Origin of the sequence: Pseudomonas sp. MSSRFD41 (assembly GCF_014230245.1) — a bacterium.
Lineage (GTDB): Bacteria > Pseudomonadota > Gammaproteobacteria > Pseudomonadales > Pseudomonadaceae > Aquipseudomonas > Aquipseudomonas piscis.
Genome location: NZ_JACKZK010000029.1, coordinates 1 through 14756 on the forward strand (window position 1 = coordinate 1; position 14756 = coordinate 14756).

The 14756-nt window shown below is 66.4% G+C and carries 11 protein-coding genes and 1 pseudogene; 9 read left to right on the plus strand and 3 right to left on the minus strand.

The genetic code is table 11. From position 1 onward, the window contains the following. The 8 genes and pseudogenes from H7A76_RS28125 to H7A76_RS28160 all read left to right on the plus strand — a co-directional run. Nucleotides 1–241, plus strand: a pseudogene (locus H7A76_RS28125) (L-cystine ABC transporter ATP-binding protein YecC); the annotation flags it as partial. A 402-nt stretch (nt 242–643) separates the two neighbouring features. Further along, the gene (locus tag H7A76_RS28130) at nt 644–1885 is read left to right on the plus strand and encodes an SfnB family sulfur acquisition oxidoreductase (protein WP_185701549.1); all 1242 of its coding nucleotides are present in this window, start codon (nt 644–646) and stop codon (nt 1883–1885) included. 39 nt (nt 1886–1924) lie between these two features. Next, nucleotides 1925–3124, plus strand: a complete 1200-nt coding sequence (locus tag H7A76_RS28135; protein ID WP_185701550.1) for an SfnB family sulfur acquisition oxidoreductase — start codon at nt 1925–1927, stop codon at nt 3122–3124. After that, the gene (locus H7A76_RS28140; protein WP_185701551.1) at nt 3124–4491 is read left to right on the plus strand and encodes an LLM class flavin-dependent oxidoreductase; all 1368 of its coding nucleotides are present in this window, start codon (nt 3124–3126) and stop codon (nt 4489–4491) included. The genes H7A76_RS28135 and H7A76_RS28140 overlap by 1 nt, the downstream gene beginning before the upstream one ends. 127 nt (nt 4492–4618) lie before the next feature. Then, nucleotides 4619–5428 (plus strand): MetQ/NlpA family ABC transporter substrate-binding protein, encoded by an 810-nt coding sequence (locus tag H7A76_RS28145; protein ID WP_068580135.1) that lies wholly within the window; start codon nt 4619–4621, stop codon nt 5426–5428. Between the two features lies 1 nt (nt 5429). Beyond that, on the plus strand, nt 5430–6554 hold the full coding sequence (locus tag H7A76_RS28150; RefSeq protein ID WP_185701552.1) for a methionine ABC transporter ATP-binding protein: 1125 nt from the start codon (nt 5430–5432) through the stop codon (nt 6552–6554). Then, on the plus strand, nt 6544–7188 hold the full coding sequence (locus tag H7A76_RS28155) for a methionine ABC transporter permease (protein ID WP_185701553.1): 645 nt from the start codon (nt 6544–6546) through the stop codon (nt 7186–7188). The genes H7A76_RS28150 and H7A76_RS28155 overlap by 11 nt, the downstream gene beginning before the upstream one ends. Before the next feature lie 74 nt (nt 7189–7262). Beyond that, the gene (locus H7A76_RS28160) at nt 7263–7889 is read left to right on the plus strand and encodes a class I SAM-dependent methyltransferase (RefSeq protein ID WP_185701554.1); all 627 of its coding nucleotides are present in this window, start codon (nt 7263–7265) and stop codon (nt 7887–7889) included. A gap of 103 nt (nt 7890–7992) precedes the next feature. Here the strand turns inward: H7A76_RS28160 and H7A76_RS28165 are convergent, their stop codons facing one another. Genes H7A76_RS28165 through H7A76_RS28175 form a run of 3 tightly spaced genes read right to left on the minus strand, consistent with a single transcriptional unit; the run spans nt 7993 to nt 13222 of the window. Continuing rightward, a complete protein-coding gene (locus H7A76_RS28165) occupies nt 7993–11064 on the minus strand; it encodes an efflux RND transporter permease subunit (RefSeq protein ID WP_185701555.1) in 3072 nt (1023 codons plus the stop codon). Beyond that, nucleotides 11061–12131: an efflux RND transporter periplasmic adaptor subunit gene (locus tag H7A76_RS28170; protein WP_185701556.1), complete on the minus strand. Its 1071-nt coding sequence runs from the start codon at nt 12129–12131 to the stop codon at nt 11061–11063. The genes H7A76_RS28165 and H7A76_RS28170 overlap by 4 nt, the downstream gene beginning before the upstream one ends. Beyond that, nucleotides 12128–13222, minus strand: coding sequence for an efflux RND transporter periplasmic adaptor subunit (locus H7A76_RS28175; RefSeq protein ID WP_185701557.1), 1095 nt, complete (start codon nt 13220–13222; stop codon nt 12128–12130). The genes H7A76_RS28170 and H7A76_RS28175 overlap by 4 nt, the downstream gene beginning before the upstream one ends. A gap of 248 nt (nt 13223–13470) precedes the next feature. Here H7A76_RS28175 and H7A76_RS28180 point away from each other — a divergent pair, with 248 nt between their 5' ends. Then, nucleotides 13471–14667 (plus strand): AAA family ATPase, encoded by a 1197-nt coding sequence (locus H7A76_RS28180; RefSeq protein ID WP_185701558.1) that lies wholly within the window; start codon nt 13471–13473, stop codon nt 14665–14667. Nucleotides 14668–14756 lie beyond the last annotated feature (89 nt).

Genomic DNA, 14756 nt, shown 5'->3' on the forward strand with positions numbered 1-14756 from the left:
CTCGGCCCTGGACCCGGAGCTGGTGGGCGAGGTACTGGCGACCATCCGCGGCCTGGCCGAGGAGAAACGCACCATGGTCATCGTCACCCATGAGATGAGCTTCGCCCGCGACGTGGCCAACCGGGTGATCTTCTTCGACAAGGGAGCGATCGTCGAACAGGGCGAAGCCAAGGCCCTGTTCGCCCACCCCCGGGAAGAACGCACCCGGCAGTTCCTCAGCAAGTTCCTCACCTCGGCCTGACCCGCCCCCAAAACTCCAAGGCCGCTCCGCGCCCCCTCACCTGCAGCCGCTGCCGAGCAACACGAGGCTGCACCAAGGCCCGCAGGGCCTTCAAACCCCAAAACCCACGGCCGCCGCGCGCCCATGCGCGGCCTGCGGCAGCGGCTACACACACCTGCGATACCCACACGCCCATCCCCCGCCTGACGTATACGTAACCCTCTTCTATGCATATTCCTCGAAGTTAGTTCATTTAATTTTTATCCACGTTTAGGGTATATGCCACCGGACCACCGGACATTCTTGATCCTGATTTCGCCGCATGACGCGGCCTATCCAAAGATGTGAGGTAGGTATGGTTCGGAACACAATCACCCCAGTGCAGATCGCCAGGGCATTGCGTGCAGCCAAGGAGTGGCACTGATGTCCAGTCTGGTAGAAGCACAGGTCCAGAGCGACCTGGACATTGCCCCCCTGTTGTTGCCCGCACAGGTCTTGCGTAACGACGCCGAGGCCCTGCAAGCCGCCCATGAACTGGCCGACGTGGCCCGCCAGCAGGCCGCCCAGCGCGACCGCCAGCGCAAGCTGCCCTGGGCGCTGGTCGAGCAGTTCACCCGCAGCGGCCTGGGCAGTATCGCCATTCCCCGGGCCTATGGCGGCCCACAGGTTTCCTACGTGACCGTGGCCGAGGTCTTCGCGATCATTTCCGCCGCGGACCCGGCCCTCGGGCAGATCCCGCAGAACCAGTTCGGCATCCTCAACCTGATCCTCGGCTGCGGCACCGAGCGCCAGAAGAAACAGCTGCTGCAAAGCGTCCTGGAAGGCTGGCGCATCGGCAATGCCGGGCCCGAACGCGGCACCAAGAACACCCTGGAACTCAAGGCGCGGATCAGCGCCGACGCCGACGGCCATGTGCTCAATGGCCAGAAGTTCTATTCCACCGGTGCGCTGTTCGCCCACTGGGTGGCGGTCAAGGCGCTCAACGACGACGGCCGCCAGGTCCTGGCCTTCGTCCGCCGTGGTACCCCGGGGCTACGCATCGTCGATGACTGGTCGGGCTTCGGCCAGCGCACCACCGCCAGCGGCACCATCGTGCTGAACAACGTACGGGTGGACTCCGAGCTGGTGCTGGACAACTGGAAGATCAACGAGACGCCGAACATCCAGGGCGCCGCCTCGCAGCTGATCCAGGCCGCCATCGATGCCGGGATCGCCCGCGAAGCCCTGGCCGATGCCATTGGCTTCGTCCGTGAACGCTCGCGGCCGTGGATCGACGCCAATGTCGAACGGGCCAGCGACGACCTCTATGTGATCGCCGACATCGGCAAGCTGCAGATCGAACTGCACGCCGCCGAGGCCCTGCTGCGCAAGGCCGGCCAAGTACTGGACCAGGTCAGCGCGGCGCCGATCACCGCCGAGTCCGCGGCCCGTGCCTCCATCGCCGTGGCCGAAGCCAAGGTGCTGACCACCGAGATCTCCCTGCAAGCCAGCGAGAAACTGTTCGAGCTGGCCGGCAGCCGCGCCACCCTCGCCGAATTCAACCTCGACCGCCACTGGCGCAACGCCCGGGTGCACACCCTGCACGACCCGGTGCGCTGGAAGTACCACGCCGTCGGCGCCTATCACCTGAACGGCACGCTGCCGGCCCGTCATTCCTGGATTTGACCGCCCAGAACGCTTTTGACCAGATCTCTGGAGAAACACATGTCTCTTTCCCAACACGTCGCGGTCATCACCAGCGACGAGCAAGCCCTGATTGTCGCCAGCGACCTGGCGGAAGACTTCAAGCGCGACAGCGCCCTGCGCGATCGCGAGCGGCGCCTGCCGCACCCCGAGCTGGAAGCCTTCAGCCGCTCCGGCCTGTGGGGCATCAGCGTACCCAAGGAATACGGCGGCGCTGGCGTCTCCAACGTCACCCTGGCCAAGGTCACCGCGCTGATCGCCGAGGCCGACGCCTCCCTGGGCCAGATCCCGCAAAACCATTTCTATGCCCTCGAAGTGCTGCGGGTGAATGGCAGCGAGCAGCAGAAGCAACGGCTGTACGCCGAGGTCCTGGCCGGCCGACGCTTCGGCAACGCCCTGGCCGAGCTGGGCACCAAGACCGCCCACGACCGCACCACCCGCCTGAGCCGCGACCGCAGCGGCCAGGGCTACCGCATCGACGGGCGCAAGTTCTACGCCACCGGCGCCCTCTACGCCCAGCGCATCCCCACCTCGGTGGTGGATGAGGACGGCATCCAGCAACTGGCCTTCGTCCCCGCCGACAGCCAGGGCCTGAACGTGATCGATGACTGGAGCGGCTTCGGCCAGCGCACCACCGGCAGTGGCTCGGTGGTCTTCGAAAGCGTGGCGGTGGACGCCGCCGACGTGGTGCCGTTCCAGAGCGCCTTCGAGCGTCCGACCCCGGTCGGCCCCCTGGCGCAGATTCTCCACGCCGCCATCGACACCGGCATCGCCCGCGCCGCCTACGAAGACGCCCTGCGCTTCGTACGGACCAAGAGCCGGCCGTGGATCGATTCCGGCCTCGACAAGGCCAGCGACGATCCGCTGACCCTCAAGAGCTTCGGCCACCTGAGCATTCGCCTGCACGCCACCGAGGCCCTGCTGGAGCGGGCCGGGGAATTCCTCGACCGCGCCCAGGCCCAGACCAACGCCGAGACCGTGGCGGCGGCGTCCATCGCCGTGGCCGAGGCCCGGGCCCTGAGCACGGAGATTTCCCTGGCCGCCGGCAGCACCCTGTTCGAACTGGCCGGCAGCCAGGCGACCCTGGCCGAATACGGCCTGGACCGCCACTGGCGCAACGCCCGGGTGCACACCCTGCACGACCCGGTGCGCTGGAAGTACCACGCCGTGGGCAACTACTACCTCAACCAGCAGAACCCGCCACTGCGGGGGACCATCTGATGAGCGCCCTCGCCCCCACCAAGAAGAAGATCCTGCTCAACGCCTTCAACATGAACTGCGTCGGGCACATCAACCACGGCCTGTGGACCCACCCACGGGACACCTCCACCCAGTACCAGAGCCTCGAGTACTGGACCGAGCTGGCCCAGTTGCTGGAGCGCGGGCTGTTCGACGGGCTGTTCATCGCCGATATCGTCGGGGTCTACGACGTCTACCAGGACTCGGTGGACGTGACGCTCAAGGAGTCGATCCAGCTGCCGGTCAACGACCCCCTGCTGCTGGTCTCGGCCATGGCCGCGGTGACCCGCAACCTGGGGTTCGGCCTCACCGCCAACCTCACCTACGAGGCGCCCTACCTGTTCGCCCGCAGGCTTTCCACCCTCGACCACCTGAGCCGTGGCCGGGTCGGCTGGAACATCGTCACCGGCTACCTGGACAGCGCCGCCCAGGCCATGGGCCTCAAGGAGCAGATCGAGCACGACCGCCGCTACGACCAGGCCGACGAATACCTGGAGGTGCTGTACAAGCTCTGGGAAGGCAGCTGGGAGGACGACGCCGTGCTCAACGACCGCGAGCAGCGCATCTATGCCCGGCCGGACAAGGTGCACAAGGTCGAGCACCAGGGCGAGTTCTACCAGGTCAGCGGCTATCACCTGTGCGAGCCCTCGCCCCAGCGCACCCCGGTGCTGTTCCAGGCCGGCAGTTCGGAGCGCGGCCTGGTGTTCGCCGGGCGCCACGCCGAATGCGTGTTCATCAGCGGGCAGAACAAGGCCGCGACCAAGGCCCAGGTGGACAAGGTCCGCGCCAGCGCCGTGGCCGCCGGGCGCAACCCCGAGGACATCAAGATCTTCATGGGCCTGAACGTGATCGTCGGGGCCACCGAGGAACTGGCCTGGAAGAAGCACGCCGAGTACCGCAGCCATGCCAGCGCCGAGGCCGGGGTCGCGCACTTCTCCGCTTCCACCGGCATCGACTTCGCCCAGTACGAGCTCGACGAACCGATCCAGTACGTGAAGAACAACGCCATCCAGTCGGCCACCAAGCACCTGCAGAACAACGACTGGACCCGGCGCAAGCTCCTGGAGCAGCACGCCCTGGGCGGGCGCTACTTCACCGTGGTCGGCTCACCGCAACAGGTGGCCGACGACCTGGAGTCCTGGATCGCCGAGACCGGCCTGGACGGCTTCAACCTGACCCGCATCGTCACCCCGGAAAGCTATGTCGACTTCATCGACCTGGTGATCCCGGAGCTGCAACGACGCGGGTCCTACAAGACCGCCTACGAGACCGGGACCCTGCGCGAAAAGCTCTTCCACCAGGACCGCAAGCTGCCCGCTCGCCACACCGGCGCGGCCTACCGCCGCTAACGGCATCGCGGGCAAGCCGGATCGCTGCCCGCTCGCTCCTGCAGATGCCTGCGCAGGAGCGAGGCTTGCCCGCGACAAGACCGTAATACCCCCAAAAACCTCGATGCACTGACTGGAACCCAAGACCATGAACACCAAGCTCCCGCGCCATCCGGTCAAAGCACTGGCCCTCGCCCTCGGGCTCTTCGCCAGCAGCGTCTTCGCCGCCGAACCGCCACTCAAGGTCGGCACCACCGCCGCCTTCGCCATTCCCCTGGAGGCCGCCGTCGCCGAAGCCGGCAAGCAAGGCCTGAAGGTGGAACTGGTGGAGTTCAGCGACTGGATCGCGCCCAACGTCAGCCTGGCCGCCGGCGACATTGACGTGAACTACTTCCAGCACATCCCGTTCCTGGAAAACGCCAAGGCCGCCGCCGGTTTCGACCTGGTGCCTTTCGCCCCGGGGATCATCAACAACGTCGGCCTGTACTCGAAGAAGTACAAAAGCTTCGACGAACTGCCTCAAGGCGCCAGCGTGGCCATCGCCAACGACCCGATCAACAGCGGTCGCGGCCTGCAGCTGCTCGCCAAGGCCGGGCTGATCAGCCTGAAGCCGGGGGTCGGCTACAAGGCCACCGAAGACGACATCATCGCCAACCCGAAAAAGATCAAGATCCTCCAGGTCGAGGCCGTGCAACTGGTGCGTGCCTACGACGACGCCGACCTGGTCCAGGGCTACCCGGCCTACATCCGCCTGGCCAAGACCTTCGATGCCGGCTCGGCGCTGCTGTTCGACGGCCTGGACCACAAGGAGTACGTGATCCAGTTCGTGATCCAGCCCAAGAGCAAAAACGATCCGCGGCTGATCAAGTTCGTCGATATCTACCAGCATTCGCCCGCCGTGCGCGCCGCCCTGGACCAGGCCCACGGCAAGCTCTACCAGGCCGGTTGGGAAGGTTGAGATGACAGTCGCCACGCATAAGCTTGCGCTCCCCGAACCCGAACCCCAGAGCGCCGAACGGACCGAGCTGCATCCGGACCTGAACCGCGCCCAGGTACGCTTCATCGGCCTGGGCAAGACCTACCAGGGCCAGCAGGGTCCGGTCCAGGCCCTGCACGGCATCGACCTGGCGATCCAGCGCGGCGAGGTGTTCGGCATCATCGGACGCAGCGGCGCCGGCAAGTCGTCGCTGATCCGCACCATCAACCGCCTGGAACGCCCCAGCAGCGGCCGGGTGCTGATCGACCAGGTGGACATCGGCGAATTCGACGAAGACCGCCTGGTGGCCCTGCGCCGACGCATCGGCATGATCTTCCAGCACTTCAACCTGATGTCGGCCAAGACCGTGTGGCACAACGTCGAGTTGCCGCTGAAGGTGGCCGGGGTGCCCAAGGCCCAGCGCCAGCGCAAGGTCCGCGAACTGCTGGAACTGGTGGGCCTGAAGGACAAGCACCAGGCCTACCCGGCGCAACTGTCCGGCGGCCAGAAGCAGCGGGTGGGGATCGCCCGCGCCCTGGTCCACGACCCCGAGATCCTGTTGTGCGACGAGGCCACCTCGGCCCTGGACCCGGAGACCACCCAGTCGATCCTCGGCCTGCTGCACGAGATCAACCAGCGCCTGGGCCTGACCATCATCCTGATCACCCACGAGATGGCGGTGATCCGCGAGATCTGCGACCGCGTCGTGGTGCTGGAACACGGGCGCATCGTCGAACAGGGGCCGGTCTGGGAAGTCTTCGGCAACCCGCAGCACGAAGTCAGCAAGACCCTGCTGGCACCCTTGCAACCTGAACTGCCCGAGGAGTTGCGCCAATGCCTGCGCAGCCATCCCGAAAGCGCCGCAGCAGCCGTGGTGCTGATCCTGCGCTTTACCGGTGCACAGCGCGACGAACCGGACCTGGCGGCGCTGTTCAACGCCCTGGGCGGACGCGTGCGGCTGCTGCAAGGTGGCGTGGAACGCATCCAGGGCCACGCCCTGGGGCAACTGCTGCTGGCGGTGCAGGGCTCGTCCCTGGACGCCGAGGCACTGCGCCAGCGCGCCAGGCACTGGGCACAACAGGTGGAGGTACTGGGCTATGTGGCTTGATCGCTTGTTGCAGGGCATTCTCGACACCCTGCTGATGGTCGGCGTGTCGTCGTTGATCGCCCTGCTGGCGGGGATTCCCCTGGCGGTGATCCTGGTCACCAGCGGCAAGGGCGGGATCTACCAGGCCCCGGCGCTGAACCGGGCGCTGGGGGCTTTCGTCAATCTGTTCCGCTCGATCCCGTTCCTGATCCTGATGGTGGCGCTGATTCCCTTCACCCGGCTGATCGTCGGCACCACCTACGGGGTGTGGGCGGCCGTGGTGCCGCTGACCATCGCCGCCACTCCGTTCTTCGCGCGGATCGCCGAAGTCAGCCTGCGCGAGGTCGACCACGGCCTGATCGAAGCGGCCCAGGCCATGGGCTGCCGACGCTGGCACATCGTCTGGCACGTGCTCTTGCCCGAGGCGCTGCCGGGGATCGTCGGCGGCTTCACCATCACCCTGGTGACCATGATCAACTCCTCGGCCATGGCCGGGGCCATCGGGGCCGGCGGCCTGGGGGACATCGCCTACCGCTACGGCTACCAACGCTTCGACAGCCAGATCATGCTCACGGTGATCGTGTTGCTGGTGCTCCTGGTGGCCGCAATCCAGCTCGGCGGCGACCGCCTGGCCCGGAAACTCAACAAGCGCTGATGCAGGCTGCGCACGGACGCGCAGCGGCCGCCGGTGTATATTCGGTCGGTCCCTCCCACAAGCCGCCTGCCGCCATGAAACTTGCCCCCGACGATCTCGATACCATCACCGCCACCACCCTGGGCCACTACAACCAGGTGGCCGAAGGCTTTCGCGAAGGTACTCGCGACCACGACGTCAGCCAGAACATCGACGCCCTGCTGCGGCATATCCAGGGCACCGCGCCCTTCACCCTGCTGGACTTCGGCTGCGGCCCGGGGCGCGACCTGCGCGCCTTCACCCGCCTGGGCCATGTGGCCATCGGCCTGGATGGCAGCCAGGAGTTCGCCCGGATGGCCCGGCAAGACAGTGGCTGCGAGGTCTGGCAGCAAGACTTCCTCAAGCTCGACCTGCCAGCGGAGCACTTCGACGGGATCTTCGCCAACGCCGTGCTGTTCCACGTCCCCGGCCAGGAACTGCCCCGGGTGCTCAAGCAACTGCATGGCACCTTGAAGCCCGGCGGCGTGCTGTTCAGCTCCAATCCCAGGGGCGACAACCAGGAAGGCTGGAACGGCGCCCGCTACGGCGCCTACCACGACCTCGCGGCCTGGCAGGCGCTGCTGACCGCCGCAGGTTTCGTCGAGCTGGAGCACTACTACCGCCCCGCCGGCCTGCCCCGGGAACAGCAACCCTGGCTGGCCAGCGTCTGGCGCAAGGCCTGACGAACACCCCTCCCCGTAGGAGCGAGCGGGCGGCGATCCGACTTGCCCGCGATAGCGATGCGCCTGATGCACCGCCATCGCGAGCACGCTTCGCTCCCAGGGATCAGCGGCTGTCCTGGTCCGGCTTGGGCTCCTTGATCCTGTACCAGGCCACGTACAGCGCCGGCAGGAACAGCAGGGTCAGCAAGGTGGCGATGATGATGCCGCCGATCATGGCGTAGGCCATCGGCCCCCAGAACACTTCCCGGGCGATGGGGATCATCCCCAGGCTCGCCGCCGCGGCGGTCAGCAGGATCGGCCGCCGCCGGTGGTGGGTGGCTTCCAGTACCGCATCCCAAGGGTCGTACCCGTCCTTCTCGTATTCATCGATCTGGGTCACCAGGATCACCGAGTTGCGGATGATGATGCCGATCAGCGCCAGGATCCCGAGGATCGCCACGAAGCCCATGGGCGTTCCCGTCGGCACCAGGGCCAGGACCACGCCGATCAGCCCCAGGGGCGCGACACTGGCCACCAGGAACATCTTCTGCACGCTGTGCAGCTGGATCATCAGGAAGGTCGCCATCAGGAACAGCATCAGCGGCACCACCTTGGCGATCGGTCCCTGGGCCTTGCCGCTCTCCTCCACGGTGCCGCCGGTGGCCACCGAATAGCCGGCCGGCAGGCCGGAGGCGAACCTGTCGATGGTCGGCTTGAGCTGCTTGACCAGATCGGTGGGCTGGATCTGGTCGCGCACCGCCGCCTTGATGGTGATGGTCGGCTTGCGGTCGCGGCGCCACACCAGGGGCTGCTCCAGCTCATAGCGCACACTGGCGAAGGCCAGCACCGGGATCGAGGTGCCGCTGGGGGTGACGATCTGCAGGTTCTGCAAGGTATCCGGTGAACCGCGCTCGCTGTCGTCGGCGCGGCCGACCACCTTGATCAGGTAGATGTCGTCATGCACCTGGGTCACCGTGGAGCCGCTGACGATGCTGTTCATCAGTTGCGCCACGTCTTCCGACGACAGGCCCAGTTGCCGCGCCTTGTCCTGGGCAATATCGATGCGCAGCACTTTGCCCGGCTCGTTCCAGTCGTAGATGATCTCGCCGATGTGCGAATTCTTGTCCAGCTCGGCGGCCAGCTCGATGGCGTGCTTGCGTACCTGGTCGATGTCCTTGCCGCTGACCCGGTACTGGATCGGCCGGCCCACCGGCGGCCCCATCTCCAGGGCCTGGACATAGCTGCCGATGCCGACGAAGTCCTGGCGCAGGCGCTTCTGCAGGCGCTCGGTCAGTGCGGTGCGCTGCTCCAAGCCCTTGCTGACGATCACCAGCTGGGCGTAGTAGGGATTCTGCAATTGCTGGTCCAGGGGCAGGTAGAAGCGGATCGCACCTTCGCCGATGTAGGTGCTCCAGCGCTCGATGTCCGGATCGTCCTTTAAGGTCGCCTCCAGTCGGTCCACCGCCCTGCGTGTCTCGTTGATCGAGGCGTTCTGCGGCAGGTTCAGGTCCACCAGGATCTCCGGCCGGTCGGAGGACGGGAAGAACTGGTTCTGCACGAAACGCATGCCGAACACCGAGGCGACGAACAACAGCACGGTGATGCCGATGGCCCACCAGCGATTGCGCATGGCCCACAAGAGGCCGCCATTGAAGGCCCGGCCGATCCGCCCCGGCTCCTCGGAATGAGGTTTGACGTCGGTGCTCAGGATATGCACGCCAATCACCGGGGCGAACAGCACCGCGACGATCCACGACACCAGCATCGCCACCGCGATCACCGCAAACAGGGTGAAGGTGTACTCCCCGGCCGAGCTGGCGTTCAGGCCGATGGGCACGAAGCCGGCCACGGTCACCAGGGTCCCGGTGAGCATCGGGAAGGCGGTGGAGGTATAGGCGTAGGTCGCCGCCTGCTCCTTGCTTTCACCCTTTTCCAGGCGCGTGACCATCATCTCCACGGTGATCATCGCGTCGTCCACCAGCAGGCCCAGGGCGATGATCAGCGCCCCCAGGGAAATACGCTGCATGGTGATGCCGCTGTACTCCATGAACAGGAAGACCATGGCCAATACCAGCGGGATCGAACAGGCCACCACCAACCCGGCCCGGACCCCGAGGCTGATGAAGCTCACCACCAGGACGATCACCACCGCCTCGAACAACGCGCTGGTGAAGCCACCCACTGCCTCCTCCACCACCTCGGCCTGGTCGGAGACCTTGTGCACGCCGACGCCCACCGGCAGGTCGGCGGTCAGCTGGTCCATGCGCGCATGCAGGGCCTTGCCGAAATCCTGGATATTGCCGCCCTTCTTCATGGCGATCGCCAGGCCGATGGCCGGCTGGCCGTTGAAGCGGAACATCGGGGTCGAGGGGTCGACGTAGCCACGGCTGATCTCGGCGATATCCGCCAGGCGATAGAAACGATCGTTGAGCCGCAGGTTGACCGTGGCCAGGTCCTTCTCCGAGGCGAACTGCCCCGAAGTGCGCACCGAGATCCGCTCCGGCCCGGCCTCGATCACCCCGGCCGGGGTCACCGCGTTCTGCGATTGCAGGCTTTGCAGCACCTGGCGCTGGTCGATCCCCAGGGCCGCCAGCTTGCGGGTGGAGAAGTTGAGGTAGATCACCTCGTCCTGCTCGCCGACCATCTCCACCTTGCCCAGGTTCGGCACCTCGCGGATCTGCGCCCGCACCTGCTCCACGTAGTCGCGCAGCTGGCGCATGCTCAGGCCATCGGCGGTGAAGGCGTAGATGGAGCCGAACACATCGCCGAACTCATCGTTGAACCCCGGCCCCTGCAAGCCCTGGGGAAACTCGCCACGGATGTCGTTGATCTTCTTGCGCACCTGGTACCAGATATCGGGGATGTCCTTGCCGCTGGTGGTGTCGCGCAGGTAGACGAACACCGTCGACTCGCCGGGGCGGGTGTAGCTCTTCACGTAGTCCAGGGAGTCGAGTTCCTCGAGCTTCTTCTCGATGCGGTCGGTGACCTGCTTGAGGGTCTCCTCCTGGGTCGCGCCAGGCCAGCGGGTCTGGATGACCATGGTCTTGATGGTGAAGGACGGGTCTTCCTCGCGTCCCAGGTTCATGTAGGAGAACACGCCCATCAACAGCGCCACGAACATCAGGTACCAGACGAAGGATTGATGCCTGATCGCCCACTCGGACAGGTTGAAGCTCCCTTTGCTGGCGGGCGTCATTGTGCTCGGTCCTCATCGATTTTGACTTTTTGCCCCGGCTTGAGGCTGTTGACGCCAGCGCTGACGATCCGCTCGCCGGGCTGCACGCCCTGGCTGATCAGCACCGAATCGCTGTCGCGGCTCAGTACCGTCACCTCACGGGGCGAGACAGTCAGGGCCTTGGGGTCGATGACCCAGATCCGGCTCTTGCCATCCACCTCTTGCAACGCAGTCGACGGCAGCTCGGTGCGCGGCGCGATGGCCGAGCTCAGGGTTACGCTGATGGCGGTGCCCAGGCGGAATGCCTCGGGGGTGTCCTTGAGGGTCAGGCGCGCCCGGCGGGTCCGGGTCGCGCTCTGGGCCTGGGGTTCGATCTCACGCACCGTGGCGCTGGTGCCGATGCTCGGATCCAGTTGCGCCGCGACCTGGAACACCACGTCCGCCGGCAACTGGTCCACCAGGTTCGCCGGCAGGTCGATCACCGCTTCCTTGACCTCGGGCCGGGCCAGGGTCACCACCTGCTGGCCGGCGCTCACCACTTGCCCGGCCTCGGCCTTCCAGGCGGTGACCACGCCACCGTGGTCGGTGTGCAACTCGCTGTAGCCGAGCTGGTCCCGGGCCTGCTGCACCGAGGCCCTGGCCTGGTCGAGGGAGGCGCGGGTGGTCTTCATGTCGGTCTGGGCCAGGTCCAGCTGGGCCTGGGCCCCGACCCCACGGTCGAACAGCTCCTGCTGGCGCCGGGCATTGGCCTGGGCATTGATCCACTGTGCCTGGACCCGGGCCAGGTCGCCCTGGGCCGCCCGCAACTGGTTCTGCTGGTCGGTGGGGTCCAGGGTCGCCAGCAAGTCCCCGGGGGCCACCTCGGCACCGACGTCGACATTGCGCTTGGCAATCCGCCCCGGCACCCGGAAGCCCAGGTTGGTTTCGTAGCGCGCCTGGATGTTGCCGGCAAAGCGTCCCAGGCTTTCCTCGGACTGCGGCGTCACCTGGAGCCACAGCACCGGACGCACCGGTTCAGGCGCCGGGTCCTCCTTCGAGCAACCTGGCAGCAACACCGCGGCACACCACAGCAAGGCCAGGCGCTTCATGGCTGCCTCCCCTGCTCGGTGGTCTTGCCGGCGATCTCCACCGGTACTCCCGGATACAGCAGTTGCCCGCCGGCCACCACCACCTGCTCACCGCCCTCGAGGCCTTCGCTGATGATCACCTTGCCGGTCAGGTAGCGCCCGACCTTGACCTTGTGCAGTTGCGCCCTGCCGTCAGCGTCCACCAGCCATACCGCCGGCTCGCGCAGGTCCTTGGTCAGCGCCGCCCAGGGCAGCAACACGCTGGCCTTGGCAGTGGCGCGAGCGGTGGCGCTGACCACCGAACCCAACTCCATGCCCGCCGGCAACGAATCGAGCTTGACCTTGACCTGCACCGTGCCGCTCTGGGCCGAGACCACCGGCGTCACTTCGCGGACCTTGCCGGTGGTGGTCACCTTGGGATTGTCCAGCAGGGCGATGGGGATGGTTTCCTGCCCCGGTGGCTGCATCACCAGCGACTCGTAGACGTTGAAGACCGCATCGCGCTCGCCATCCTGGGCCAGGCTGAAGATTGGCTGCGTCGCCTGCATCACCTGGCCGACCTCGGCCTGGCGGGCGGTGATCACCCCCGGGGCCTCGGCCACTAGTTCGGTGTAGCCCAATTGCTCGCGGGCATTGGCCAACTGGGCCTGGGCCGCGCTCAAGGCGCTCTGGCTGCTGCGCAGGGCGGCCTGGGCCGAGTCGTATTCGCTCTGGCTGGTGTAGCCCTTGGGCAAGAGTTTCTGCTGGCGGACGAACGCGGCGCTGGTCTGCTTGACCCGCGCCTGCTCGGCGAACACCGCGGCATTGGCCGAATCGACGTTGGTCTGCAAATCCTTGGGGTCGAGCCTGGCCAGTACCTGCCTGGCCTCGACCCGGTCGCCGACATCCACCAGGCGCTGGATGATCTTGCCGCCAACGCGAAACGACAGGTCGGTCTGGACCCGTGCCTGCACATCGCCGGTGAGGGTCACCGAAGCGGCGAATTCACTGTTCTCCACCTGCTGCACATGCACCCTTGGATGGTCCTTTTGCGCAGGCTGCTCCGCCCCGCAACCTCCCAGCAGGGCCAACAGGCAGAGCCCCACCACCCACTTCGTATCGAGACCAGCCATGCAGGCTCCTTTTGCTTGATCGATGCGCCGTGACGTTTACGACTGTGAGCTTAGAACAGGGTTCCACCCTTGCACTGTCCCCGCAGCGCAGGGTCTTGCTGCGTGCCCCGGAAGGTCCTGCCGGCCTTGGCGCAGCCTCGCTGCGCTCGACAGCGGCTACAGGTTCGCCCCGTGTCGCCGCCGCAGGGATGGCGCGACAAGAGCGCGGGGGATTGGGCACACTGCGCGGCAGGCAAAGGAGATCCGGCATGCTCAAGACCCTGGCGGTGGCCAATTACCGCTCCATCAACAAACTGGTGATTCCCCTCGCTCGGCTGAACCTGATCACCGGCGCCAACGGCAGTGGCAAATCCAATCTGTACAAGGCCCTGCGCCTGTTGGCGGAAACCGCCCAGGGTGGGGTGGTCAACGCCCTGGCCCGGGAGGGCGGGCTGGACTCGACCTTCTGGGCCGGGCCGGAAACCATCAGCCGACGCATGAGCCGGGGTGACGTGGCAGTCCAGGGCGGTCCACGCAAGACGGTCAAGCGCCTGCAACTGGGCTTTGCCAGTGAAGATTTCGGCTACGCCATCGGCCTCGGACTACCCGACTCCAGTGGGCATTTCATGCTTCCCGGCCACAGCCTGCCGATTCCATCGCGCTTCACCCTCGACCCCAACATCAAGCGCGAAAGTATCTGGGGCGGTGCGCTGTATCGGTCGGCCAGCGTGCTCGTGGATCGCCAGGGTCCGATGGTACGGGCTCGCGACGGGCGACAGTGGGAAGTACTGACGCAACACATCTCCAGCGGCGACAGTCTGTTCGACCAAGTGGGCAACCTGCGCTCATCGCCAGAAGTCTTGCACCTGCGCGAGCAGATCCGCGGCTGGCGCTTCTACGATCACTTACGCACCGACAGCCAGGCCCCCGCGCGCCGAGCGCAACTAGGTACCCGCACCCCGGTTCTGCACCATGACGGCCGGGACCTGGCGGCGGCCTTGCAAACCATCATCGAGGTCGGCGACCAACAAGCCTTGCACGACACCATCAGCGATGCTTTCCCGGGTTCCAGCCTGGAGATCGATGCTGTACCCGGAGGCTTGTTCGAAGTGCGTTTCCGCCAGGAAGGCTTGTTGCGCCCGCTGTCGGCGGCGGAGCTGTCGGACGGCACCCTGCGCTACCTGCTGTTGGTGGCGGCCCTGCTGACCCCGAGACCGCCGACGCTGATGGTGCTCAACGAACCGGAAACCAGCCTGCACCCCGACCTGCTGCCGGCGCTGGCGCGCCTGATCATCCGTGCCTCGGAGCAGTGCCAGGTGTGGGTGGTGTCCCACGCCCGGCGCCTGATCGCAGCCCTGCAGGAAGACCCGCAGTGCAACTGCATCGTGCTGGAAAAGGAGCTGGGCCAGACAGGTATCGTCGGCCAGCGCCTGCTCGACGAGCCCGCCTGGTACTGGCCCGATTGAGCCGCCAGAAAAGCATCACGGGCAAGCTTCGCTCCCAAGGTCTGTGTAGGAGCGAGGCTTGCCCGCGATGGCGTACTCAAGAGCGCCTC